Source organism: Desulfitobacterium sp. (genome assembly GCF_982384815.1).
This window is the reverse complement of sequence record NZ_CEVWNY010000004.1, coordinates 1-24,684: the sequence shown is the minus strand read 5'-3', so window position 1 is coordinate 24,684 and position 24,684 is coordinate 1. Positions and strand designations below refer to the sequence as shown.

Here is a 24,684-nt window from a genome sequence, read left to right as displayed (position 1 = left end):
AACCACCCACCTCACCCCCTAAAGTTTTTCACTGTCCACGTATACTCAAATAAGGATCAAATTGGAACCATCAGCTCACTGGAAGACTGGTGGTTCTTCTTATTTCATTTGTAATACTTATAATCTAACTAAAGGAGGCCAAGATCCATCATGAAAGATTCCCCTGACTCTAAAGGGAATTGGCAAAACCTGCTTGGCAAAGCCTTATCCAAATTCCGCTCCTTAAAAAAACCTTCCTTCTATAAAAACCCGAAATTTTGGCGTAATCTAGGTATCTTTGGCTTATTCACCCTGCTCCTGAGCATCGGCACCGGTGCCTATTGGATTTCTACTCTGGATGTGAGCAAACTCCAAAGCCCCCTTGCCAGGCCCACTTTTATCTATGACCGGGAGGGCAACAAGATTTCCGAACTTTCCTCCTCAAGGATTGAACCTATCTCCATCAAGGAAATTCCCGAACATACTCAAAAGGCTGTTATCGCCATTGAGGATAAACGCTTTTATGAACACCAAGGGGTGGATCTCCGGGCCATTCTTCGGGCCCTGATGCGGGATCTTCGCACCAAGGACTTCTCGGAAGGGGGCAGCACCATCAGCCAACAGTTGGCTAAAAACCTCTTCCTAACCTCTGATAAAACTATTAGCCGTAAGTTAAAGGAAGCAGGCTATGCCATCAAGATCGATGCTACCCTGTCTAAGGATGAAATTCTGGAAGCCTACCTCAACCAGGCTTATTACGGCGAGGGCCGCTGGGGAATCCAAGAAGCTGCCCGTTACTATTTCGGTAAGAACGCCGCAGACCTTAAGCTTGAAGAATCCGCCCTTTTAGCCGGAATCCTCAAAGGTCCCAGCATCTATTCCCCCCTCAAAAACAAGGAGCTGGCTATGGAACGGCGAAACCTGGTTTTGTCCCTCATGAAGGAACAAGGATTTATTACAGATACGGCCGAAGCTCAGGCTAAGGTTTCCCCCCTCGCCCTTCGCAAGAAGCCCCTCGACAATTTAGCCGGGAAATATGCCCCCTATGTGGACTATGTCATTGAGGAAGCCATTAATCGCTATGGTTTTACCGAAGATCAAATTCTCACCGGGGGATTGCAGATCTATACCCAAATGGACACCAAAGTCCAAGAGGCCGCCGAGTCGGTCTATAAAGATGACCAATTCTTCCCCAAAGGAACGGAGGACCAAAAAGTCCAAAGCGGCATTGTCCTCATCGATCAAGCTACCGGTGGAATCCGGGGCCTAGTGGGCTACCGGGGAGAAAGTGCTTTCCGCCAATTTAATCGCGCCTCCCAGCTAAAGCGCCAGCCCGGCTCTGTTATCAAGCCCTTGATGGTTTACGGCCCCGCCTTGGAAATTGGGTACCGGCCTGATACTCCCCTCTATGACGGCCCTCTCAATATCAATGGCTATTCGCCTAAGGATTGGGACTACCAGACTCGCGGTTCAGTAACAATGATGGAGGCCATTGAGCAATCCTGGAATATTCCCGCTGTCTGGCTCTTGGACCAGATCGGCATCGAAACCGGCAAAGCCTTTGCCCAAAAAGCCGGGATTCCCTTTAGTGATCAGGATATCCACCTGAGCCTAGCCCTGGGCGGACTTACCGAAGGGGTATCCCCTTTGGACATGGCCCAAGCCTATAGCTCTTTTGCCAACCAAGGGGTCATGCATACAGCTAATGCTATTACCAAAGTCACAACTACCGATGGGTATATCTTAGCCGAAGCCCAACCGGACTCCGTCCAGGTCACCGGCGCCCATAATGCCTATACCATGACCCTCCTGCTCCAAAACGTAGTGGAGCAGGGAACTGCCAAGAACGCCGCCTTCGGCAATCGGCCTGTGGCCGGTAAAACCGGTTCCGTAGAACTGCCTCCTACCAAGGAGTTTAGCGGTATCAGCAAAGGGCAGAAGGATGTCTGGTTTGTGGGCTACACTCCCGAACTGACTGCCGCAGTCTGGATGGGCTATGACCAAACGGATCGGGAGCATTATCTCACCACTTCCGGCGGCTCCGGACCGGCTATCGTCTTCCGGGAAGTCCTCTCCCGGGCTTTGAAGGACACTCCTGTTAAGCCCTTCGCTGTACCTGCCGGGTATGTGAAGGATTGGTATGATTGGTCAGACTATTGGAAGGATGACTGGGAGAACTGGAAAGACGGGAATACCGACAGAGATAAAGACAAAAAAGACAGCAAAAAGAACGATAAGAAGAACAATAAAAAGAATGATAAAAACAACAATAAGAACAAGAACCAAGGAGGCAGCGTTCAAGACTTCTGGGATGACTTTTTCAGTGGTTTGTGGGGAAACTAAATCTACCCGGCGGTTATAATCGCTGAGCTTAAAGGTAGCTGTGATTTGGCTTATGGCCAAGTCATGGCTATTTTGTTTTCAGTCTTGTTTTTATCCGTAACAAATAACTTTGGTTTTATTGGTAATACTATCAATTAGGTTTTTTCTTTAAATGACTATTTTTGTTATGGAGGAATTTTTTAATGAAAAAATTTATTTGTACCGTATGTGGATATGTCCACGAAGGGGATACTCCACCGGAAATCTGCCCGATCTGTAAAGCCGGTGCAGACAAATTCAAAGAAATGACCGATGAATTGAACTTTGCTGATGAACATAGAATTGGCGCTGCCGATGGCTGTGATGATGAATTACTCGAGGGATTAAGAGCTAATTTCATGGGTGAATGCACTGAGGTCGGAATGTATCTTGCCATGTCCCGCCAGGCTGACCGTGAGGGTTATCCAGAGGTTGCGGAAGCGTATAAGAGAATTGCCTGGGAAGAAGCGGAGCATGCCGCTAAATTTGCCGAACTTCTAGGCGAAGTTGTGGTGGCTGATACTAAATCCAATTTATCCGCCCGAGTCGAAGCGGAATATGGTGCCTGTGAAGGTAAAAAGAAACTTGCTACTATAGCTAAGCAAAAAAATCTGGATGCCATTCATGATACCGTTCATGAAATGTGTAAAGATGAAGCTCGACATGGCAGAGCTTTTAAAGGCTTGCTTGATAGACACTTTAGCTAGTAAAAATTATTTCTTGGGCTAATTTCTTAGGCTTATATAAAGGAGTGTGTGTTTGTGCAAAAAATTCAGTGCAGTGCAACGACCTGTTCACATAATGAATCCGGTGTCTGCTATTCTAATCGGGTTGATATTGGAGGGGTTACCGCATCCACCGAGAGTGGAACTGTATGTGGTTCCTTCTTAAACAAATATGAATATAGCATTTTAACCAATAACACCAATTCTTCGGGACCCTGTGATGCTCTTACCTGTAATGTTATAAGTTGTCAACATAACGAAAACAAGCTTTGTAATTTAGATTCTATTCAAGTAGTAGGGGATGGGGCTCATATCTATACGGAAACCGCATGTTCCAGCTTTGACGCTGAGGAAGCGTGATTAGTTTTAAAGAAAAATAAAATTCTATTTACGAGAAAGTAAATAGTAATTAACAAAGAAAAAGAGACTACCTATTGTAGAATTAAGAATCTATAATAGGTGGTCTCTTTGCTATGTCCTTTTCCATTCTCTAGCCAAAAGTCCATATACAACATAATCATCAAAATGGTCGTAAAGCCACCGTACCTCTCTGCGTATGCCTTCTTCCTTAAAGCCAAGATTTTGCGGTATCGCTCTGCTATTGACGTTCCCGGGGGCGCAATTTATTTCAACCCTATTCATATCCAAATCAGCAATAGCGTAATCAACTAAGGCCTTACAAGAATTAAGCATAATCCCCTGTCCCAGGTAATCTTGACTTAGCCAATAGCCAATACTGGTAGAACGGTTTGCCCAATCGTAGTAATGAAGCTCTATGGTTCCTACTAGCTTATCCTGCACCCAAATGCCAAATTGCGCACCGTTATTAGCTTCAAATTGCTGTTCCGCCCTTTCTACCGAAGACCTTACATCCTCAACGCTTTTTACCCTATCGACCCAAGATAACCACTGCCGTAGATGAAACCTGTTTTTTTCAATCAATGCGAATAGTTCTTCCGCATCTTCAACTTTTTGTAGCTTTAACTTTATGTCTTCGCTTATAGTAAAACTTAGCATATATACCTCTCTCTACTCCTTGTGTGCTTCATTTTGAACCCTCAAAGCTTCCATGGGTGGCATTATATAAATAACACGTTTAATCTAATTCAGACCAACGTGTCTAAAAACCGATAATCTATAACTGCTGAATTATATTTACGCAATAATCCTTTAGCCCTGGAATATCGCTTGTGATAGTTTCCCATAAACTCTCATCGTCTATTTTACCGTAATTATGAGCAACAATATTGCGTAAAGCTTTTATTTGCGTCCAAGGTATTTCCTTATAGGTTTGCTTAAAATCACTTGTAAGGTGTGTCGTTAGTTCGCCGATCTGTAAGACACAAAGTGCCGTAGCATTCTTATAAACCGAGTCCCTTTCGAATATTGCATATTCCCCGCCGAATCTTTTAATAGTCTCTGAAATCTCATCGCAATAAAATATGATTCGACGGAGCACATCTGTGTCTCGTTCAATCTGCATACAAAAGAACCTCCTCCTGCTGAATCTTCCGTAAAAAATCTTCATCGAGGCTCCCCGTTGTAAGAACATCAACCTTTGTTCGTAAAGCTTCTTCAATTTCTGTATAAAATCCGCATAATGCAAACATCCCTTTTAGAGATCCTTTATCAACTCGCAAATCCACATCACTTTTTTCAGTAGCATCACCACGGGCATAAGAGCCAAATAGGTATATACGAGCTACACCGTATTTCCGAGCAATCGGCTCTACAATAGCCTTAAGTTCATCTACTGTATACTTTTGGGCAAGCATAGCTCTTACCTCCCTAATACGCCGTATAATAGCCTTCTTTACCCAATATTATAGCACGACCCACAACAAATAATCTACCATAAACTGGGACGACGAGAGACAGAAACTTCGAGGCCCCTATAGATTAACATTACCCTTCTATGTTCGAACCTGTCCACGGTTCCGCACCGGATATTTACGGACAAGGAATTGCTAACCCCATGGGGCAGATCTGGACAGCGAAAATGATGCTTGACCATTTCGGTGAAGCAGAATTAGGTCAACTTGTCCTCAAGGTTATGGAAGAGGTATGCGACGCTGGAATTAAGACCCCAGATATCGGGGGTAAAGCATCGACTAATGAGGTTGCTGTGGAAATCTGTAAAAGATTAAGATCACAGGGATAGGCTTATTCACCCCGCAGCGTAAGCCTTTCTGCGGGGAAAAGATCCTATTCCTTATTCTTTTTAAGCACGAGAATTAGCTCTTCTAGCCTATTTTTTAATTCCTCGTCATTTTGGGTTTTTCTCTTAAAAAATCGAATAGCACTGATCATAAAGTAAACAACCAGTCCGAAAAAGGCAACATAAAGTAAGAGCGTGAATGATGTGAAAAGCCCAATACCAAAATGCGGTGAAACTGTCATCTTATTCCCTCCATTATAATTATATAAATATGTTCTTAACCAGCCGATAATGTATTTCTGGCTTTCTTTCTTCTCACCTGTCTAATAAAAATGACTTCACCACGGCGAAATACTCCCGCAAATAAACATTCGGGCGAATATACCAAGGTGTATAGCAAGGCACCCCCACAGGGCTGAATCCGTTGCGCTTAGCTAAGATCTTGGAGCGAAACATATGAAAATCACTGGTAATCACTAAGACCGGATCAGCAGGGTCAAAGTTTACCTCTTGCTCTAGGAGTGCTCTGGAGTAACGGAAATTCTCCATAGTACTTGTGGACTGCTCCTCCCTCAGAATTCGCTCAGTGGCAATTCCCTGTTCCTTTAAGTAGCGGGCCATAGCCTCTGCCTCAGGAATCCATTCCCCCGGACCCTGACCACCGGAGACCACTACCTTCATCTGTGGATTTTGTTCAAGAATCTTTAAACCCTTATCCACTCGCTCCCAAAGGGTCCAGGATAGCTGGTCCCCATTTAGCCCCGCCCCGAGGATGATTAAATACTCCCCATTGTCTGGAACCTGATCCTCGGTATTCCATAAGATTAAACCTTCAATTAGGATAAAAGAACCCAAGAGCAGGGCAATGCCCAAGCGGAGGACTTGACGAAGCCTAGGAAAGCGGTCCCTAAGAATGTGCTTAACCCGACCTCCGAACATACCCCACAGAAATAAGGCAACTCCCACCCCTGCAGGCAGAAGGGTTCCCAGGTTGATTCCACCTTTGAGGCTGACGATGATTGCAGTATCTAGTATCCCGATGATCCCCACAAGGATGTAAAGACGGGAAGTGAATCTTCTATTTTGCATTTTCACTTTAGTATAGTCACTCTCCTGTAACTGTCGTACTAATCCATATATTCTCAATGTGCTTGCCAATATCCTTTATTGTACATATGAAAAAGAAAATCACGACTCAAATCGTGGTTTTCTTTATAAACGGATTAACTCATTTAAATCATGCAGTTCATGTTCTGCTAATTGCATCTGCTTGCCCTCCTTTAATCGAATATTTCCATATCATCAGGACTTTTATCTTTTGCCGGAACGATATTATCCGTCTCACGATTCGAGGTACCTTGATCCGGTTGTTTTTTGGCGGTATTACCGCTAGTAAGCGCGTCCTTCTTCAAATCTTTCACCTCATTTTTAGGTTTCCCATTCATTATCTCCAATCATTCTCGAAATATGCTAATACAGAATAATCGCCAATCCTAAAGCTGCCAGCAACGCCAACAAACTCCCGACGACAGTTGATACGAATATATACTTATAACAATTCTTGTGATTAAGCCCTGTTAAAGCTAGAAAAGTCAGGACAACCCCACTATGAGGCAATAGACTTAAGGGGCCTGCAGCCATCGTTGCAATACGGTGGAGTACCTCAGGGCTAACCCCCATATTAAGATAAGTGTGGGCAAAACCCGGCATAATAATTCCCAGCGTGCCTGAAGCAGAACCAGTGATAATGGAGGTTAAACTCGTGACAATGGAGAAGCTGATTAAAGGGTTGCCCGGAATTTGCAGTATTAAATCGGCTATGATTTTAAAGCCTGGTGCTGAAGTAACAACACTACCAAATCCCACCGCTGCCGCTGTAAAAAATATAGGCGAGATGGCCCCTTGCGCACCTTCATTGATTACTCCCTTTTGACTCTTCGTATATTTACCAAGAGTTAACGCCGAAAAAATAATTGAAACAACCAGGGCGATTATAATAATATTTTGCACCTTAAAAAAGCTGCCACTAAATATAATCGTAATAATCAGTAGTATGGGAGTTAAACTAACTCCGATGGGAGGCAAGCCCTCTTCCTCGTTAATGCTAACCTCAGTATCTACTGTGCCCAGCGGGTCATAATACACTTCACCTTTTAGCAGTGACTTATGGAGTTCTCTCTTCATATACCAAAGCCCAAAGACAATAACAACTACCGTTCCAACTAGTCCAAGAAAAGGTGCCGCAGTTAAAGTAGTTCCTAAGGTCGTTGTTGGTATGACATTTTGGATTGAAGGAGAGCCTGGCAACATCGTCATTGTAAAGGTCAAAATCCCCATTTCAATCGGTATGGCGATTAGACTCCAGGAAATATTCATTTGTCTAAAAAGCGGTCTTGCCAAGGGTATTATTGCAAAAACCACAACAAAAAGACTCACTCCGCCAAAGGTTAAGAGGCTACAAATTACAAATATGGCCACCAACATCGAATACGGACTTTCCGCGCCGATAATCTTGAGAACGAATTTCGCGATGGATTTTGCTGCACCACTTGCTTCAATATATTTAGCCAAAATAGATCCTAGTAAAAACACAATAAAGAAGTTTGCGATAAATTTAGCTAAGCCCATCATGTAAGAGTCAGGCCCTGAAATAAGTGCTGAAAACAAATCCATTTGGTTCGTTAAGATAACGATAATAGAACATAAAGGACCAACGAAGAGAATACTATAACCCTTTGTGGCAAGATAAATGATAAGTATTATTGAAAGCAATATACCCAAAGATGCTAACCAAGTCATTTTATGTTCTTCACTTCACTTCCGTATTAGAGTTTTTATCCACCCGCTCTTCCAACCAATCTAGAATATCTGCCAACACTTCTTCCCGCTCCGGCTCCTGAATCAGCTCATGGTATAGCCCTTCATAAAGCTTAAGCTTCTTATCCTCTGAAGCAAGCCTCGGGGAGATTTTTTGGGAAGCTTTGCAGGGCACGATGCGATCATCTGTCCCGTGAAGAAAAAAGCAAGGCAGCCGAAAGCGACCAGCATTTTCCTGAGCAAAGGACACCCCCCGGGAGACGAACTGATAAAAGAACCCCAAGGTCGCATATTCCCAGACCAAAGGATCCTCGCCGGAGTATTTGCGTATCTCCATGTTCCGGGTACCTTTGGTGCGCAGAACCGGATAGATTTTAAACCGATTCAGAGGTTTATTAAGCAATTTAAAAAGAAAGTTAGGAATAAGCTCTGTTCCTACCGGTCTTCCTACAGCAGGGCCGCTGAAGATCTGTCCCTGTAATTTCTCTGGGTGAAGAATGCCATAGTTAAAAGCGATCAGGCCTCCCATACTATGGCCAAAGGTGAAGAGAGGAAGGTCAGGATGGCTGCTCCGGACAAAATCTACAAAAGCATCCAGATCCTCTGTAAAAATCTCAAAGCGATCTAAGTGACCCCGCTCGGCTTCCGAGCGTCCATGGCCTCGATGGTCCAAGGCATAGGCCCCATAGCCCTGGGACGCTAGAACCTCAAGCAACTGAACATAAAAACCTGAATGCTCCCCATACCCATGGCTAACAATCACCATAGCCTTAGGATTTTGCGGCAGTCTTTGTCGATAGTAGATCTTGATCCCATCGCTGGTCTGAATATGTTGATAATCCTGCTTCAATTTGGGCCACTCCTTTTGCTCTGCTTATGTTTTTTTCGATACTGTTTATTTATCATTTATCATTCTTCGTATTAACAGCAATATTTCAACAGTTACTTTTAATTTACCATATTATTGGTGATTTTTCCTCTTTCTTATATTAGCCTTGAACGCTTTTCGAGCTATTCCAAACAACCAAAAGGTTGCCGTACCCTTAGGAAACGGCAACCTACCACAAAATGTGTTGGTTTTTATTATCTATGACTTGTTTAAGCCCTGTAATAATAAATACGACGATAGTAAAAATCGCTAGAGCTACCAGAGGTGCAAAGTATGCAAAGGGCTGTGCCCCTAAGGTCGTTCCATGGGCCCATAAATACCATAGTGACATGTCATCAACCTCATTTTAAGGATCACCGGCGTGAACCCTTGACTACTCCGATAGTATCCTCACAGACCCCTTGCCCGTATCTAAAAATGATACCGTTAATAAAAAGTCCTACCGAAAGGCATAGGGTAGTGATCTGAATTGGAAATGGTGAGTATAAATCCAAAAATCTAAAAAAAAGCTGAATATTTTTATTTGGCTCAATGGCCTGGGCAACACTATACTCGATGTGTCGAAAATCGATTGTTAGAAAACCAATCGAAGTATATTCATTGACTGGAAAAAAGATGGACACTCTCGGGGTTAAACGAAAGGGATCGAGTGAAGAAGCCGCAGTTTCACTGGTCCTTTGCACTTCTTCTAACACGCGATTGGCTGCGTCGGAAAGACAGAGTCCCAAAGCAGAAAAAAGCACCAACAAGGTTATCGGAAAGGGTGGAACAAGCTCTAGGATATTAAAATTAACGTACGTTGTTTCGTTAGGCTCGAGTTGCTGGCGCCAAGTAATGGTAATGTTGTTCAGATTATTAATGGATATACCAATCGCATTATATGGATAGGTGAGGAACCAATATGTCAAAGAGTTGGGACAAAGCTTAAAGGGGTTTAACTTATCTGTAAACCACTTCATGAATTTTGCTTGGATTAAGGGGTAGTATTGTCGATGCTTTAAAGGTGACACGAAACCACCCCCTTAAAACTTTTCACTAATCCATTCGGTAGCTTTTTCTAGTCTATTTTCCTGATAACCAAACATCTTTAATAAGATCCCAGTCCAAAAGATTGAATTGATAATGGCCAAAAAAGTCGGTACAGGTAGCCATACCCCATAAAACCTTTTCACTGGTGCCGATGTATTTACATCCATGTCATCCACCCAACCTAACTTCCCCATAGTTACGGAAAATAACGCCGCCTAAAAGAATCGATACGACAAAGGAGCCAACAAGCCATATTACCCAATACGATTGAATTAAAAACAACGCATAATTTTCCCCTGGCACAGTGGTTCCCCCTCTACACCCATATATCCATATTATGCCAACTGGCTTTATGAGGTGCAGAAAGGTGAAATCGCTGGTTGCTTTATGCGCCATGCAATGTATACTCCCTGAATAGCGAACAAACACCCCGCACACAAGGTTAGCGAAATCGCTAAACACTTGCCGCGGGGTGTTCGTATTTATTCAAGTAAATCAAGGTTCAAGTGCTTTATCGAAAACAGAGCGGATAATTTCTTTGGTGGGAACTCCTTCATGAATTTTTACGTTATCCACAAAAAACGTGGGGACATAGTAATAGTTATATTGACTGGCAATCTGTGGTTGGAGGTTTTCATCGATCATTTCAACACTTAGCTTTTGATATTCCTCATTCTCACTCCTGAGCTCCTCCATCCATCGCAAAGCTTTTTTACAATAGGGGCAAGATTCCATGGTTAACATAATGATGGGTTTCATTTTAGTACCCTCCTTAAAAACTTCTTATGCTTCAGATATTCTATCCAAAATCAGGGTACAGTATGGCAAACCCCGAACATAAAAATTACAACACCAAAGTATGCCCCTTATCCCGGAGCCATTTGCGATAGATTGCATGGTCTGGGCAATAACGGGAGACATTCTGCCAAAACTCTCGGGAGTGATCCATATATTTGAGATGAGATAGCTCATGAATCACCAGGTAATCCACTACCGGCTCCGGGGCCAGGATCGCTCGCCAATTGAGGTTAATATTGCCCAAGCTGGAACAACTACCCCAGCGGGTCTTCTGCTCTTTGAGGCGGAACTGGTTATAGCTTACCCCCATCTCCCGACTCCAGGCATTAAGCTTCTGGACAAATACTGCTCGAGCCTTCTGCTTATACCATTTTTCAAGAATTTCCCGAATCGCCTCTTGGCGCCTGTCCCCTTGAAGCTCCTGGGGCATCTTGATATCTAAGGTTTCCGTCTCCATCTTATAAAAGGCACTGATCATCTTATTGGGTGTATCGGAGATCCGTAAGGTTAGACCTTTTCCCAGGTAAGGTACACCCACCCCGTCCTCATAAACCCTCTGGGACGGTTGGACAACTGTTTCCTGGAGCTTGGCCCAATTCTCAAGGATCCACTCCCGATTTTTCTCGATAAAGGCTTGAATCTCGCCCTTGGAAGCGCGAGCGGGAGCCGATACTCTGACTTTTTCCGGTGTAATACGTATGGAAATGCGTTTAATTTGCTTACTTTTTCTTTCCTCATAAGGAATAATCGTTTTACCCAACTTCAAAGATGAAGGCATTTTATCCTACTCCTAAAGGTATGCTTTTTATCCTGGAAAGATCCTTCGCATATGCTCAGGATGACACCGCACCCTGTCATACTGAACGCAGTGAAGTATCTTGACCCGATACCGTTTTCCCATTCATCAGTGATGCAGTAAAGCGGCATAGAAGTATGTATACCTAGATTTTCTCCCCCCAGACACCCTTAAATACAATCTGTGACATCTCTTTCCGCGGTCTTGGATTTCTTTCTTCAGCTGGGTAGCCTAAGGGGGTCATAGCTAGGATACGAACATTCTCCGGAACTTTCAAGATCTCTCGAGCCTTTTCTTCTGAGAAAAGTCCCTGCCAACAAGTTCCCAGTCCCTGCTCCGCCGCCGCTAGGATCAAGTGCTCCATGGCCAGTCCCGCATCCAACATCATATAATCCTTACCTTCCCAGACTTCTGACTCGCTAGGAAGTGCACAGAGAACAACGATAAGGGGGGCTTGTAATAAGGCTTTGCGACCTGGATTGGTCTCGGCATAAGCCGTGGTAAGGGCCTGTCGCTGGGCTTCTTCCTCTACCACGATAAACCGCCAGCACTGGAGATTTTTCCAGGATGGTGCCAGGCGAGCACATTCCAAGACATACTCCAGTTTCTCCTGCTCCACAGGATCAGGCTTATAGGACCTCAGACTTCTTCTCTTTTGTGCCAGTTCCAAAAAACTCATTTCTCTTCCTCCTCGTATTATTACTCTTTATGCTAGTTATTTATGACCAATTTTGTCGTGGATAAAAAGTATGTACCTTTGATGTTCAACCCTAAACCTAAAAATATATGGAATATTCTGATAGTTCTGCCGGTAATGCATATACTACTCGCAAAGGCATGGAATATCCTTTATTTAACTGATTCGTGCAAAGCACCGCAAAGTCCTGCCACCAGCTATTTGTTTTTACTATTCCTCCCCGACAGCTTGCGGCTTAAAGATAGGTATTGGGTCCCCCGCATCAAAATATCCGATCCGTATTTATTACGAATTTCATCTACCGTGCGATCCAGCTCAGACTGTTCTTGAACTTCTTCCTGGAACAGGCTGAGCTGTTCCATTCCCTTTTGCAAGCGACTGGCGGTAATGCCCAGCAAACGGATGGACTTATCCTTAGGCCATTTTCCAAAGAGCTTCAGGCTTTCTTGGTAAATTACATCGGTCAGCTCCGTTGGTTCAAACAAGGTAACCGAATAGGTACGGGTTTTAAAATCTGGGTCTTTAACGGATAAAGTGATGGTCTGAGCTTTAGCCCCCTCTTGCCGGACTTTTCTCCCTACGCTATCCGCTAGAGTTAGCAAGACTTCCGCCACCTGCTCTCCATCGGTTATATCTTGAGGCAAGGTGATGGAGCGACCGATGGAATGATCCTTCACCTGGTCCACCTGGGTCACAGGACGTTCATCCCGGCCATTGGCCCATTCATAAATCTTTACGCCATAGATACCAAAGCGTTTTTGCAGAACTTGAGGGGATGCTTTAGCTAGATCACCAATGGTTCGGATGTTCATACCCTCGAGACTCTTCTCTGTCTGTCTCCCAATTCCAGACATCTCTCCCACTCCTAAGGGCCAGATCTTACTCTTCAGATCCTCAGGTGCTAAGACCGTAAAACTGCGGGGAACCTTAATCCTTGTCTTGGGGTCCCGCTGATAGTCACTGGCCAATTTAGCAAAGATCTTACAGTAGCTTATTCCCACTGAGACACCAAGCCCTAGTTCCTCGAAGATTTCCCTCTGGACTCGCCGGGCAATTTCTTCTGTACTGCCAAAAAGCAAGTGTGACCCGTGAAAATCCGCAAAGCATTCATCTACGGAGACCACTTCAATGTGTTCTTCATCAGTATAGCGGCCAACGATCTGCCACATCTTTTCACTAAGCTCCAGATAAAGCCGAAAATCCGGGGACAGTACCACTGCTTCCGGACAAAGTTTCTTAGCCTGGAACAAAGGCATGGCCGTCTTAACCCCATAGAGCCGTGCCTCATAACTAGCCGTAAGTATTATCCCCGTCCGGTTCTTCGGGTCTCCTGCCACTAGCAAAGGCTTACCCCTTAGCTCCGGATCCACTGCCTGATGGCAACTAGCATAGTAACTATTGGCATCGAAGAGGACAATATCAAGAGGGGTACTGGGATAATTCTTTTCCATAATCCTCCACCAGCCTAACTAAAAAGTTCTTCATTACATATTCTAACTTAAAAACTCAGATCGTAATAGGCGGGGTTAGGTAGTTAAAATATTTTTAATTTTGCGGAAGGAATTTTTTATCTTTTGCAGAATATACTCTATCAAAATTATTAATTATTGGTTCAAATCCTTTACACCAATAGTTAAACGGTTTATTTTTTTGAACCTACATTAAGTAATTGTGTTATTTATCTGAACCGTCTATGTCTGTGAGTGTGAAATCCGCTACAAGGAGGACTGATTTAAGCGAGGATCAAAGATCTCGGGGATTAAAAATTTAGCATAGTGAGTAATAGTGTGCGCTTACGCAAAGCTTCGAAAGGGGATATGTGACTTTATGTATAAGGATATGGTGATTAACACCCAAACGCGGGGTAATATCTATACCTTTTTAGCTAAAATCTTTCTTCAAGAACCGAAAGTTACGCAGTCTTTGAAATCTATTGATGATTTACAAGGCTTACTAAAGGAATTAGAAGCTCCTTCATACATGTTTTCAGCTGTTAGCGCGGGCGATAGCTATAAATTAGCCGAGGGACTTAATCAAGAATATTATGACTGCTTTTTTGTTCCGATGTCCGGAAAATATGTTCCGCCGTACGAGTCTGCTTTACTGACCTATAAATCGGGGGAAAAAAAGCCCTTTGGAACTCTGAACAGTATAGAGGCGAGCCATGTTGCGGCATGTTATGCCGCGGCAGACTTTCAGCCCCGGACACTTAATGTGTTTACACCGCTAAAGGAAACTCACCTGCCGGATCATGTGGGGTTTGAGCTAGCCTTTATGGGAATGCTTTGTGGTGCGGAACGAACGGCTTGGAGTAAGGATAATCCCTTCGAAGCTATAAAATGGCGGGACTTCGGGATTAAGTTCTTACGTGCACATCTTTGTCAATGGATCGAAAATTTTGCCCAAGCCTTATCTGATCTTGCCCCAGGTTACTATGCGCAAGCTGCTGTTGCTACAAAAATCTGGGTCGCAACGGATTTAAACAAGCTGGAACGCGATGCGAATCCCCAGGGAATGCAGTGGTATAAAAACTAAAGCCCTGCAAGGTGAAAGGGGGTATGAGATGGATTATTACTGGGAATTGGCGATCCTTTAATTCTAAATTTATTTAAATGAAGGAGTGAAACAATTTTGAAACGGCGAAGTTTTATTAAATTATCAGCTGTACTCGGCGCAGCCGCGGTTGCCGGTTTAGGCATGGAAAGGATAAGTTTGGCCGAACAAGCCCCTGACCATTTTCCCGCAACGGGGGTTGGACAGGAACTGGAAGCCCGTGTAAATTCCAAGTCAGGCGAACTAGAACTCAATCCTAATATAATAATGCGCAATAGCGCTTGTTTAGGGTGTTATAGTTCCTGCGGGAATCGTGTCAAGATTGACAAACGCACTGGACAAATTATCCGTGTTTTCGGAAATCCGTACAATCCAACGAATGCGGAACCACATCTTCCCATTGAAGCACCTTTAACAGAAAGCTACCTTGCCTTTAGTCACTATCAAGACAAGGGACATCAGGCCCGTGCAACCCTTTGTGCCCGTGGGAATGCAACCCTGCAGGCGCATTATGATCCTTATCGAGTGCTTGTTCCCCTTAAACGTGCGGATAAGCGCGGGGAAGGCAAATGGGAGCCGATCTCTTGGGAGCAGGCCCTTAAAGAAACAGTCGAGGGAGGAACTCCTTTTGAGCATCTTGGTGAGACCATGCCGATCGAAGGGTTAAAACATGTCTATGATCCCGCCGCCCCTATTGACCCGGAACAGCCGGAATTAGGCCCTAAGACTAACCAGTTAGTTATGATCGGCGGACGTTTTGATGGCCGTACGGTCTTCAGCGGCCGCTTCGCGAGTGCTTTCGGAACCAGAAATATGTATACCCATGGATATACATGAGGCGGTTCCAAAATACCTGCGGCGCAGGTAGCTAGCGGTAACCTAGTTAAACCGGATGTGCAAAATGCGGAGTTTATAATCTACCTTGGGATGTTTCCGGGACACAGTGGATCGCCATTTCAGATGGTTTCCCGACAGGTGACACGGGGGGCGCAGGAAGGACGCTTGAAGTTCGTAGTTATTGACCCCGTAATGTTGGGGGGGGCGATCGCACCAATCGGAGACGCCGGAAAATGGATTCCAATCAAACCTGCAACGGATGGGGCCTTTGCGTTGGCTATGATACGCTGGATTATCGAGAATGATCGCTATAATGCGGCTTATCTGACGGCCCCAAATCTTAAAGTGGCGAAAGAAAGAGGATTCAACAGCTGGACCAATGCCTGCCATCTTGTGATTAATGATCCCAACCATCCGAATGACAGAAAAATACTGCGGGCTGAGGACTTGGGTCTTCCCTTGCCTTCCCTTCCCGAGTCTGATCCGCCTCAATCGATTGGAACATCTCCCGAAAAACCGGACTATTTTATCGTAATGGATAAAGCTCAGGGTAAACCGGTAGTCTATACCGAATCAGCGGAAGGGGATCTTTTTTTCAGCGGTGAAGTCAAAGATAAAAACGGCGTAGCAATCAAAGTACAAACCGGCTTCTTATTCTTAAAGGAAAGCGCCTTCCGTCAAGAAATCTCGGCGTATGCCAAAGATTGCGGCGTTCCTGAAAAAACGATTATTGAAATTGCCAAAGAATTCACTTCCCACGGAACCAAAGTCGGGATTGATGGGATGGGTAACACTGCTGCCGCGAACGGTCTGGACGGAGCTATGGCGCACCATGTATTGGCGACTTTAGTAGGAGCTTTTTATAAAAAAGGCGGCATGATTCCCGGTGTTGGCGGCGCATCATTTAACTTATTAATGAATCAATATAAGTTACTTGAAATACCCAAGGCTCTGCCACCGCAGGGAGTGCCCATCTGCCGCACCGGGGTCTACGAACAAACCACCGAGTATAAAAATAAAGTAGCTAAGGGGGAAAATCCCTACCCTTCAAAGCTCCCTTGGTACTCTTTCGGAACGATGAGTTTTGTTGGCGGCAACTCCGATAATCAAGCTATTTTTTCCATGGTGAACAGCTATCCTTACCAGTGCAAAGTTCTAATGGTTTGGATGGCCAACCCAGTTTTCTCTACCCCGGGAGCTGCGCATCAATTAGTCGTCGATGAAATGAAGAAAGTAGAACGCATTCCCCTATTTATCGCTTTTGACGCCTTTATGGGTGAGACAACTGCCCTAGCAGACTATATAATTCCGGATACGACACAGTACGAAAGTTGGGGACTTCCATACATTTGGGGGAATTTTGCCGGTAAAGGAACAACCGTCCGTTGGCCGGTCGTTCAGCCTCTGACTGCAAAACTCAAAGACGGGCGTTATGCTTGTTTCGAAAACTATCTCATCGATGTGGCTAAAATGATTGGGGTTCCAGGTTATGGAGATGAGGCAATCCCGGGCCCGGATCAAAAAATGTATCCCCTAAATAAGCCCGAAGACTTCTTCCTGAAAAAAATCGCTAACATAGCATGCGATGATATCCCGGTTCCTGATCTCTCCGCAGAGGAAAGTAAAATTCAAGATTTAGACAACTTGGCAGCTATGTGGAAAAAAAGTGTCAGACCGGAGGAATGGTCTAAAGTCGCATATGTCATATCTAGAGGGGGGCGGTTTGAGCCATACGGATCGGGTTATGACGGAGACGATTATAAATATGCAAATCCCGGCTGCTTCCAAACCTACTCAGAGGCTTTGGCAACCGCCCGGAATACGATTACAGGCAAACCATTCTCCGGTGTCCTGGGCTGGAACCCCGAAACTTTTGCGGATGGTACACCCTTGAGTAAATCATTCCCGGAAGAGCAATGGCCCTTAAAAGGAGTTTCATATAAGGCCAAATTCCGGAGTGCAACAATGTTGGTAAACTCCATGCTGCGTGATTTAAACGCTACCAATAATATCGAGATAAACACCGATGATTGCGTACGCTTCGGATTAAAGGACGGTGATAAGGTTAAGCTTATTTCGGCCACCGGTGGGGAGGTTGTCGGAATCCTGAAGACTCGGCCGGGTATTGCAGCCGGTACGGTTGCCGTAGCATTCGGTTATGGCCACTGGGAGTACGGAAGCCGGGCCCATAAAGTAGGGGCTAACAATATCGGTGGCGATGCTACGCTGGGAACGGGTATCCTCTTAAGCGGAATCGGGTTGATCGATCCTACATTTAAGACGATCTTTGGTTTTAGTGAAATGAGTACAGGCATTCCCAGTCGAAATGGTGGCGCGTATAGATTAGAAAAGGCGTAAATCCTATGATTAATTTAGTTATTAAGGGGGATAACGAATGAGCACCGAGCTAGAACCGCATTACGGGATGGTTATCGATCTGGGCCGATGTGTGGCCTGCCATGCCTGTACCGCAGCATGTAAAATGGAAAACAATGTTCCGGAGAAATTCTTTCGCTCTTGGGTGGTCGAAGCGGACAAAGGAAAATACCCCAACGTAACGAGGGTTAAATTGCCGCGTTTGTGTAACCAGTGTGAACAGGCCCCTTGTGAACAAGTGTGCCCGGTTAAAGCGACGCATCGTGATGAAGGCGGCGTAGTTGTCATAGATCAAAAAAAATGCATTGGTTGCCGCTATTGCATATCGGCCTGCCCCTATGACGCACGTTATTTGCATCCAAAAAAAGGAACAGCGGAAAAATGCGATCTTTGCCTGCATCGGGTCAAGGGTGGGCTTCTTCCGGCTTGTGTCAGCACATGTATTGCTCATGCCCGATTCTTTGGGGATTTAAATGATCCCGATAGTGAAGTGAGCCGACTCTTAAATGAGCATCCAGCTCAGGTATTAAAACGTGAGATGGGTACCAGGCCCAGTGTCTATTATATTGGGTTGGATGATGCCTTAGCCGGCGCAGATTATGCCAACCTTGTGAAAGTGAGGTAAGGAACGTGGACATTGCTTATGTGTATCAAATTCAGCATCATGCGGCCTTTGGCCCCCTAATTGTTGTCTATTTTTTCCTCGCCGGCTTAAGTGCGGGACTCTTCCTCATTTCAAGCTGCGGCCCGGTCTTTGGTCAGAAAACATTAGTGCCGTTAGCTAAACCGGCTAGTATAATGGCTTTGGCAACATTAATACCCGGGCTGCTGGCCTTGGTAGTGGATTTAGGACAACCACTGAGAGCACTAACCCTATTCATCCATGTAAATCCTTTCTCCGTTATGAGTTGGGGTTCTTTTATCCTTCTGATTTATGGATTAGTTTGTCTAGTTTATACTTGGTTCCTCTGGACAGATGATACGCGATGCAAGCCTTGGGGCCAAGTGGGTGTTGTTTTTGCTGCTGCCTTAGGATTATATACGGGTTTCTTGTTGGCTGCAGTTCCTGGGCGGCCATTATGGAATTCCGCTTTATTGCCAGTCTTATTCCTTATCTCAGGTTCCATAGCAGGACTCAGCTTAATCAGCTTTGTTCAAACTTTCTTTCCAAAAACAATTCACCTCGCGGGAGAAGGAACAGAAGAAGCGATTCATTCCATGAAGATCTGGATGGTGGTATTAGAAATCTCACTTTTAGCCTTTCACCTACTCGCTATCTTCATGTTAAATGATGCAGGGCGGGCTTTGGTTAAGCATTTGCTTATTGGCCCCAAACAGTTTACTTTCGTTTTTGTCCAAATAATCATAGGAATGCTTATTCCATTGGTCATTCTTGTATTGAGTAAACGTTCCGCAAAAGCACTTGGGATTTCCGGCCTATTAAGTCTTATCGGAGTGTTTGCACTTCGCTACAATATTGTAGCAGGTGGCGAAGAACTTCCTGTTTCCGGTACATTGCTGTATACCTTTGGTGAGGTGAATGAATGGATCGCAGTGAGTATCCTTCTTATACTTACAGTATTTCTGATTTTTATTATGCCTGGATTGGTAAATCGTATAACAATGGGTAAGAAGACCTTTGCTAGGACAAATCGTTCCTTTAGTTCCTAATTTTCAATCCCATACTTAAAGAAAGCTTCTGTGTAAGGATTCCATACACAGAAGCTTATTTTATTCGGCAATATTAACCACCCCGACGGGTTCAAAATTTTACATCATCATCAGTAGCATGTTATAGTATAATAGTTTAAAAAAGGAACAGAAACATTAAACTTATATAAAAACCGGAGGATTAAAGAATGGCCCTTGGCAAAACGATTCGTGATTTTCGCAAACAAAGAGGAATGACCTTACAAGAATTATCGGATCAATTAGGAGTTTCTTGCTCCTTTCTAAGTGCTGTCGAACGTGAAGTTAAAAAACCTTCGGTGGCAATGGTCAAGAAGCTTTCGGACGCCTTAAATATATCACCTACATATCTTCTGGGTATAGGTACCGAAAAGGTTATAGGAGGAAAAATATCCTTTATCCGGCGTGGCAGAAGCCTAAGTATCGATGAGCTCAGCGAACTCACCGGCATTCCGCCGGAAAATATCCGGGCTTATGAAGAAGGGTCGCTAGAACCCGATTTGGAGACCCTTAGCCACCTGGCTAATTCCCTTAGTGTAACCGTCCGCTATTTTTTAGAGAAATCAACCGATGCCCTATCTATTGGCGAGCGAGTACGCCAGGAACGGGAAAAGCAAGGGATGACTGGAGTTGCTCTTGCGGATAAGTCGGGGATTAGTCCGGCCATGGTCAGCCAGATTGAAAACAATCAAGCCGAACCATCTTTAGATACCTTAGAATGTGTGGCTCAAGCCTTGGGAGTCTCCGTTTGTTATTTTTTATTAGAGCGGGAAGACGTAGAGAATCTTCTATCCTCACTGAACTCTGATCTTTTATCGTTATTAAGTGATCCGAGGGTACAGTCAGTACTAAGAGCGGTACGTGACTTGGATGCAGGAGACTTGAAATTCATCTTGAATTTCATCCAGTTCTTTAAACGTAACAGATCCCTTTTGCAGAATTGCGAAGAAAACACTATTTGCACTCAATGATTAAAGCATTAATCGGAGATTAATCAATACATTTACTGAGAGGTCTTTATCATGAAATTAGACAGCCAATCATTTGTGATCTTTGATGGAGCCATGGGGACAATGGCTGAAAAATACGGGCTTAGCCCCGGCCAACCTCCGGAATTCTTTAATATTACGAAGCCAGATGTAATCGAAGAAATTCATAAGAGTTACATTCAAGCCGGCAGTCAGGTCATCACCACCAATACCTTCGGTGCCATTGAAACCAAGCTAGAGCGGGTCGGGCATTCCGTCGAAGAAGTGGTTCAGGCAGCTGTGACTATTGCTCGCAAAGCTGCCGGAGATAATTTAGTAGCTTTGGATATGGGACCAACCGGTGAGCTTCTTAAACCTTTAGGAAAATTATCCTTCGATGAAGCTTATGATTTATACGCTCGTCAAGTCAAGGCTGCAGCCTCAACAGGGCAAGTCGACCTGGCTTTAGTCGAAACTTTCTTTGATCTAAACGAAGCCAAAGCCGCCATTAAAGCTGTGAAAGATCATTCTTCCCTACCGGTCGTCTGTACCCTTACCTTTCAAAAGCGTGGTAAAACCATCATGGGCCATGACGTGAAAGCCGTTGTCACGACCTTAGAGGAATACGGAGTTGACGCCGTTGGGGCTAACTGTTCTTTAGGTCCCAAGGAAATGCTGCCCCTTGTTGAAGCTTTTGTAGCTTCCACCTCCCTACCAATTCTAATTCAGCCTAACGCCGGATTACCAAAACCGATCGACGGGCAAACAGTATATAATGTGAAACCTGAAGAATTTGCCCAATATATCAAAGCCATGGCCGAGATGGGGGTCAAATGGTTTGGCGGGTGTTGCGGAACAACTCCGGAGTATATTAGGGCTATCCGGGATGTATTGTCTATATAGAAGTATTTTCGCATCTTATTTTTCCTGTCTTGCCATTCCAAGCTTGAAAACAATCCGCTAACCTTTCCCGAGGTCCAGACCTTGATGAACGGCACAGATAAGTGCTGGTTAAACTAACCAAATAATGATATATAGCCGCTTTATCAATTATCTCTAATCAGGCACAACTTAAACAGCAAGCTTCCCTTTCAGTCATGAAGATGGTTATGAACACCTCTACGGAACATACCCAAGCCCTGATGGAAATGGCTTTGCTACGGTCTTTTTATATAGTTCGTTTTCGATTTACAACTCGTTACACCTTAAAACACCGATTTCAAATCAATGAGTAGGTCCGTGAATATCGAAACTTTAACCTTATCATCTTCAGTGTATATCTGGGGGCGACCATATCTTTGTTCGCTTAGTATAAATATACTAATAAGCTTTCCCTCTGGTTCAACGATCCAATATTCTTTAACCCCCGCTTTTTCATACCAATTGAATTTTATAAGCTTATCCATCTTAATCGATGATGGTGATACAATTTCAATGATCAAATCCGGAGCGCCACTATAACCCTTATCGTCAATTTTAGACCTATCACAGACTACAACTATATCCGGTTCAACAACTGTTCTAATATCTTCCTTCTTTTTCTCTTCTTTTTCAATCAATCTAACACAAAAAGGCGCAGGATACACTTTGCAAGACTTTCCAGAAAGATACTGATGAAACTGTGTTAACAAATTAGCTAATATCTCTTGGTGAAGAGGAGATGGTGCCGCCTGCATATATGCTGTGCCGTCGATAATTTCCCATCTTTCATCTTCTGACCAAGTTAGATAATCAGCATAGGAATAGTCACCCTTTTTCTGTGGTAGTGGCATTTAATCAGTCCTTTCAGCAAGCATCACTTTCCCATATTATAGCAGATAATTATGCGAATTTCAGCTGATGATAACTTGATGTGCGACTTCTAATGCAATCCTAACCTACTATCTTGATCGCATTCTCTTTAATCTTAGCCACCAGTTCCAAAATCTTCTTCTGTTTAGACCCATCAAATAACTTCATGAGGTTTTGGGGTTTATCGAAGGGTGGCTTCATGAGCTCAGCCGGATTTTCCATATAACCGTTTTGGACGATGTAATCAATCACCTTTTTAACAAAAACGATCTGGGCTTGGTTAAGGGATTGGTCATTGATAAACTCGGAAAAAGCCGCAGTGGCAGCAGCATATTCCATTTTCCCCACCTTGCGAACCAAAAGACCAAAGGGTGTGTCTTTGAATTCCCGTTGGTAATCCTCAGTGGTCCCCAGTTCTCCGGTAAAGATCCGCTCCAAGCTTTGATAATCAAGCACTGTTAGGGGAATATTATGGCGCAGCTTATGGATGGCCACCTGATCCCGGTTGCTCTCGATATAGCGATTGACCTTGAGTCGATAATCTTCAAAGTCATAGGCAGGGTCTAGGGCCTCCCCCTCTTTAACCCGAAGGACCTGATCGGCAAGGTTCGTGTAAATGATCGGTCTTTCACCCTCACCCACGATGAATTCAATCAACTCCCGCAGCTCTACCCGCACCCTTTCAAAATCCAGAAGACCCGGCTTCTCCCAAAAATCCACAGTCCCAACATCATTGATAATTGCCAGTTTTTCCTTAATTTGTGGTATCGTGGCCCGCTTAGCGAGCTCGAGACAGAGATTCATAAGCTGTTTCTTACTCTTTTTGAACTGAGGCTTTGCCTCGATCTGAGCAATCATTAAGCCATACATAAGATTATCAAAGCGCTTGGCAAATTCATCCGCATCCTCCATATAAACTAGGGGTGCCAGAAAGGTAACTAGGTTATGCTTGTCACTTTCTGTTAAGCAGGTGAAAGCTGCGGCTTGCTTGTACTTTTCTACATACTGAAGCTGCATTTTCACTGAGACCAGTTCCGTGTTTAAAGCCACAATCTGCTGCCTTGCCGTATCGACTAGCTCAGTGCGCAGAGCTTGATAAGGCTCGTCACTAAAAGTCCCCTCTTGCAAAAATTGGATAAGCCTGACCCGTTTGGCAAAGATCGCTTCCGATAGGCTTTGGGTATCGTTACCCTTTAAACCCTCTTTATGCACACGGAAAAACTCAAAGTTACCCAGGTAATCAAAAATAATAAAGTAGGTTTTATCCTGACCGTCGCCGAAGAGATTTTTGCATAACCGCGTCCCCCGACCGATCATTTGCCAAAACTTCGTTTTCGAGCGAACCCGCTTAAAAAATACCAGATTGACAAGCTCCGGCACATCAATCCCCGTATCCAGCATATCCACCGACACAGCGATATGGGGTTGTTTTTCAGGGATTTTGAAGTCATCAATTATGGTCTGGGCATAGGCATCATCACAGATGACCCGCTTGGCAAAACTGCCCCGCAGTTGGGGATAGAGTTTATCGAAGCGCTCGATGATATATTGGGCGTGTTTTTTGTTTTGGGCAAAAATAATCGTTTTCCCCAGTAGATCCCCACCGGCAACCTTGATCCCCTTCGTCATTAAATCCTCAAGGACCATGTCCACTGTGGCTTGGTTGAAGATAAATTCATTCAAGGCAGGCGAGGGGATAAAATCGGGCATCTCCCCGTCTTCATCGGTAAAATCCTCCTCATAGCGGGCTTTATCCTCTGGGGAAAGCTCCTCATAGGTAATCCCCTGCTCTAAAAAATTCGTGGTGACTTCGATATTGTGGTAAGGCACTAGGACCCGATCTATCTGAACGGCTGTCTCATAGGCGTAGGCGAAAGTCGGGACCCCATGCTCCATTTCAAAAAAGTCATAGGTATTCCGATCCACCTCAGTCTTGGGGGTTGCTGTGAGTCCCACTAAAATAGCATCAAAATACTCAAAGATCGCCCGGTATTTTTTAAAAATACTGCGGTGAGCTTCGTCGATAATAATGAGATCAAAATGGGCCGGGGAAAAAAGCCGTTGCCCCTCGGCGGTTTTCGCCGTATCGATGGCGTTGAGCATGGTGGGATAGGTAGAAAAGACAATGCGGGCATTTTTATCATCCTTGTTACTAAGAAGGTTGCATAAGGACATATCGGGAAGATGATGCTTAAAATCATCCTTCGCCTGTTTGACAAGG

Annotated in this window: 29 protein-coding genes; 12 read left to right on the top strand and 17 right to left on the bottom strand. The window is 44.4% G+C overall.

The window, feature by feature from the left end; all coding sequences use genetic code 11:
- Positions 1–150 precede the first annotated feature (150 nt).
- The 3 genes from AC1U9U_RS01475 (at position 151) to AC1U9U_RS01465 (ending at position 3,425) form a co-directional block, all read left to right on the top strand.
- Entirely contained in the window at positions 151–2,322 is a 2,172-nt protein-coding gene (locus AC1U9U_RS01475; protein ID WP_479958775.1) for a transglycosylase domain-containing protein, read from the top strand.
- Positions 2,323–2,504: 182 nt separating this feature from the next.
- Positions 2,505–3,047 carry an NADH peroxidase gene (locus AC1U9U_RS01470; protein ID WP_479958774.1) on the top strand — a complete coding sequence of 181 codons (543 nt, stop codon included), beginning with the start codon at positions 2,505–2,507 and terminating at the stop codon, positions 3,045–3,047.
- Between the two features lie 54 nt (positions 3,048–3,101).
- Positions 3,102–3,425, top strand: coding sequence for a DUF1540 domain-containing protein (locus tag AC1U9U_RS01465; protein WP_479958773.1), 324 nt, complete (start codon positions 3,102–3,104; stop codon positions 3,423–3,425).
- 111 nt (positions 3,426–3,536) lie between these two features.
- Here AC1U9U_RS01465 and AC1U9U_RS01460 read toward each other — a convergent pair whose 3' ends face one another.
- From AC1U9U_RS01460 to AC1U9U_RS01450, 3 genes are all read right to left on the bottom strand, one after another.
- A complete protein-coding gene (locus tag AC1U9U_RS01460; protein WP_479958772.1) occupies positions 3,537–4,082 on the bottom strand; it encodes a GNAT family N-acetyltransferase in 546 nt (181 codons plus the stop codon).
- Between the two features lie 118 nt (positions 4,083–4,200).
- Positions 4,201–4,548: a HepT-like ribonuclease domain-containing protein gene (locus AC1U9U_RS01455; protein WP_479958771.1), complete on the bottom strand. Its 348-nt coding sequence runs from the start codon at positions 4,546–4,548 to the stop codon at positions 4,201–4,203.
- Positions 4,538–4,840, bottom strand: a complete 303-nt coding sequence (locus AC1U9U_RS01450) for a nucleotidyltransferase family protein (RefSeq protein WP_479958770.1) — start codon at positions 4,838–4,840, stop codon at positions 4,538–4,540. The genes AC1U9U_RS01455 and AC1U9U_RS01450 overlap by 11 nt, the downstream gene beginning before the upstream one ends.
- Positions 4,841–4,980: 140 nt before the next feature.
- On the opposite strand from AC1U9U_RS01450, the gene AC1U9U_RS01445 reads away from it, so the two are divergent.
- Positions 4,981–5,226 carry an isocitrate/isopropylmalate family dehydrogenase gene (locus AC1U9U_RS01445; protein WP_479958769.1) on the top strand — a complete coding sequence of 82 codons (246 nt, stop codon included), beginning with the start codon at positions 4,981–4,983 and terminating at the stop codon, positions 5,224–5,226.
- A 44-nt stretch (positions 5,227–5,270) separates the two neighbouring features.
- Here AC1U9U_RS01445 and AC1U9U_RS01440 read toward each other — a convergent pair whose 3' ends face one another.
- The 12 genes from AC1U9U_RS01440 to AC1U9U_RS01385 all read right to left on the bottom strand — a co-directional run bounded on the left by AC1U9U_RS01440 (position 5,271) and on the right by AC1U9U_RS01385 (position 13,700).
- The gene (locus AC1U9U_RS01440) at positions 5,271–5,465 is read right to left on the bottom strand and encodes a hypothetical protein (RefSeq protein ID WP_479958768.1); all 195 of its coding nucleotides are present in this window, start codon (positions 5,463–5,465) and stop codon (positions 5,271–5,273) included.
- 73 nt (positions 5,466–5,538) lie between these two features.
- Positions 5,539–6,312 carry a YdcF family protein gene (locus AC1U9U_RS01435; RefSeq protein WP_479958828.1) on the bottom strand — a complete coding sequence of 258 codons (774 nt, stop codon included), beginning with the start codon at positions 6,310–6,312 and terminating at the stop codon, positions 5,539–5,541.
- Positions 6,313–6,503: 191 nt separating this feature from the next.
- Positions 6,504–6,635: a hypothetical protein gene (locus AC1U9U_RS01430; protein ID WP_479958767.1), complete on the bottom strand. Its 132-nt coding sequence runs from the start codon at positions 6,633–6,635 to the stop codon at positions 6,504–6,506.
- A 58-nt stretch (positions 6,636–6,693) separates the two neighbouring features.
- A complete protein-coding gene (locus AC1U9U_RS01425) occupies positions 6,694–8,004 on the bottom strand; it encodes a GntP family permease (RefSeq protein ID WP_479958766.1) in 1,311 nt (436 codons plus the stop codon).
- Positions 8,005–8,032: 28 nt separating this feature from the next.
- Positions 8,033–8,890: an alpha/beta hydrolase gene (locus AC1U9U_RS01420; protein ID WP_479958765.1), complete on the bottom strand. Its 858-nt coding sequence runs from the start codon at positions 8,888–8,890 to the stop codon at positions 8,033–8,035.
- Positions 8,891–9,098: 208 nt separating this feature from the next.
- Positions 9,099–9,260: a hypothetical protein gene (locus tag AC1U9U_RS01415; RefSeq protein WP_479958764.1), complete on the bottom strand. Its 162-nt coding sequence runs from the start codon at positions 9,258–9,260 to the stop codon at positions 9,099–9,101.
- A gap of 22 nt (positions 9,261–9,282) precedes the next feature.
- The gene (locus AC1U9U_RS01410; RefSeq protein WP_479958763.1) at positions 9,283–9,939 is read right to left on the bottom strand and encodes a hypothetical protein; all 657 of its coding nucleotides are present in this window, start codon (positions 9,937–9,939) and stop codon (positions 9,283–9,285) included.
- A gap of 12 nt (positions 9,940–9,951) precedes the next feature.
- Positions 9,952–10,152 (bottom strand): hypothetical protein, encoded by a 201-nt coding sequence (locus AC1U9U_RS01405; protein ID WP_479958762.1) that lies wholly within the window; start codon positions 10,150–10,152, stop codon positions 9,952–9,954.
- Positions 10,153–10,453: 301 nt separating this feature from the next.
- A complete protein-coding gene (locus AC1U9U_RS01400) occupies positions 10,454–10,717 on the bottom strand; it encodes a glutaredoxin family protein (protein ID WP_479958761.1) in 264 nt (87 codons plus the stop codon).
- An 85-nt stretch (positions 10,718–10,802) separates the two neighbouring features.
- On the bottom strand, positions 10,803–11,534 hold the full coding sequence (locus AC1U9U_RS01395) for a M48 family metallopeptidase (RefSeq protein WP_479958760.1): 732 nt from the start codon (positions 11,532–11,534) through the stop codon (positions 10,803–10,805).
- 163 nt (positions 11,535–11,697) lie between these two features.
- On the bottom strand, positions 11,698–12,231 hold the full coding sequence (locus AC1U9U_RS01390; RefSeq protein ID WP_479958759.1) for a nitroreductase family protein: 534 nt from the start codon (positions 12,229–12,231) through the stop codon (positions 11,698–11,700).
- Between the two features lie 215 nt (positions 12,232–12,446).
- Positions 12,447–13,700 (bottom strand): DNA polymerase Y family protein, encoded by a 1,254-nt coding sequence (locus AC1U9U_RS01385; RefSeq protein WP_479958758.1) that lies wholly within the window; start codon positions 13,698–13,700, stop codon positions 12,447–12,449.
- A 376-nt stretch (positions 13,701–14,076) separates the two neighbouring features.
- On the opposite strand from AC1U9U_RS01385, the gene AC1U9U_RS01380 reads away from it, so the two are divergent.
- The 8 genes from AC1U9U_RS01380 (at position 14,077) to AC1U9U_RS01345 (ending at position 21,907) form a co-directional block, all read left to right on the top strand.
- Positions 14,077–14,784 (top strand): TorD/DmsD family molecular chaperone, encoded by a 708-nt coding sequence (locus AC1U9U_RS01380; RefSeq protein WP_479958757.1) that lies wholly within the window; start codon positions 14,077–14,079, stop codon positions 14,782–14,784.
- A gap of 96 nt (positions 14,785–14,880) precedes the next feature.
- Positions 14,881–15,639, top strand: coding sequence for a twin-arginine translocation signal domain-containing protein (locus AC1U9U_RS01375; RefSeq protein WP_479958756.1), 759 nt, complete (start codon positions 14,881–14,883; stop codon positions 15,637–15,639).
- A 57-nt stretch (positions 15,640–15,696) separates the two neighbouring features.
- A complete protein-coding gene (locus AC1U9U_RS01370; RefSeq protein WP_479958755.1) occupies positions 15,697–17,997 on the top strand; it encodes a molybdopterin dinucleotide binding domain-containing protein in 2,301 nt (766 codons plus the stop codon).
- A gap of 37 nt (positions 17,998–18,034) precedes the next feature.
- Positions 18,035–18,640: a 4Fe-4S dicluster domain-containing protein gene (locus AC1U9U_RS01365; protein ID WP_479958754.1), complete on the top strand. Its 606-nt coding sequence runs from the start codon at positions 18,035–18,037 to the stop codon at positions 18,638–18,640.
- Between the two features lie 5 nt (positions 18,641–18,645).
- The gene (nrfD, locus tag AC1U9U_RS01360; RefSeq protein ID WP_479958753.1) at positions 18,646–19,686 is read left to right on the top strand and encodes an NrfD/PsrC family molybdoenzyme membrane anchor subunit; all 1,041 of its coding nucleotides are present in this window, start codon (positions 18,646–18,648) and stop codon (positions 19,684–19,686) included.
- 188 nt (positions 19,687–19,874) lie between these two features.
- Positions 19,875–20,675 carry a helix-turn-helix domain-containing protein gene (locus AC1U9U_RS01355; protein WP_479958752.1) on the top strand — a complete coding sequence of 267 codons (801 nt, stop codon included), beginning with the start codon at positions 19,875–19,877 and terminating at the stop codon, positions 20,673–20,675.
- Positions 20,676–20,726: 51 nt separating this feature from the next.
- Positions 20,727–21,575 carry a homocysteine S-methyltransferase family protein gene (locus AC1U9U_RS01350; protein ID WP_479958751.1) on the top strand — a complete coding sequence of 283 codons (849 nt, stop codon included), beginning with the start codon at positions 20,727–20,729 and terminating at the stop codon, positions 21,573–21,575.
- A 131-nt stretch (positions 21,576–21,706) separates the two neighbouring features.
- Positions 21,707–21,907 carry a YjfB family protein gene (locus tag AC1U9U_RS01345; RefSeq protein ID WP_479958827.1) on the top strand — a complete coding sequence of 67 codons (201 nt, stop codon included), beginning with the start codon at positions 21,707–21,709 and terminating at the stop codon, positions 21,905–21,907.
- Here AC1U9U_RS01345 and AC1U9U_RS01340 read toward each other — a convergent pair.
- Positions 21,878–22,444 (bottom strand): Uma2 family endonuclease, encoded by a 567-nt coding sequence (locus tag AC1U9U_RS01340; RefSeq protein ID WP_479958750.1) that lies wholly within the window; start codon positions 22,442–22,444, stop codon positions 21,878–21,880. The two genes, AC1U9U_RS01345 and AC1U9U_RS01340, sit on opposite strands and share 30 nt — an antisense overlap.
- Before the next feature lie 100 nt (positions 22,445–22,544).
- Positions 22,545–24,684: DEAD/DEAH box helicase family protein (locus tag AC1U9U_RS01335; RefSeq protein WP_479958749.1), on the bottom strand; the 2,140-nt coding region annotated here is incomplete at its 5' end.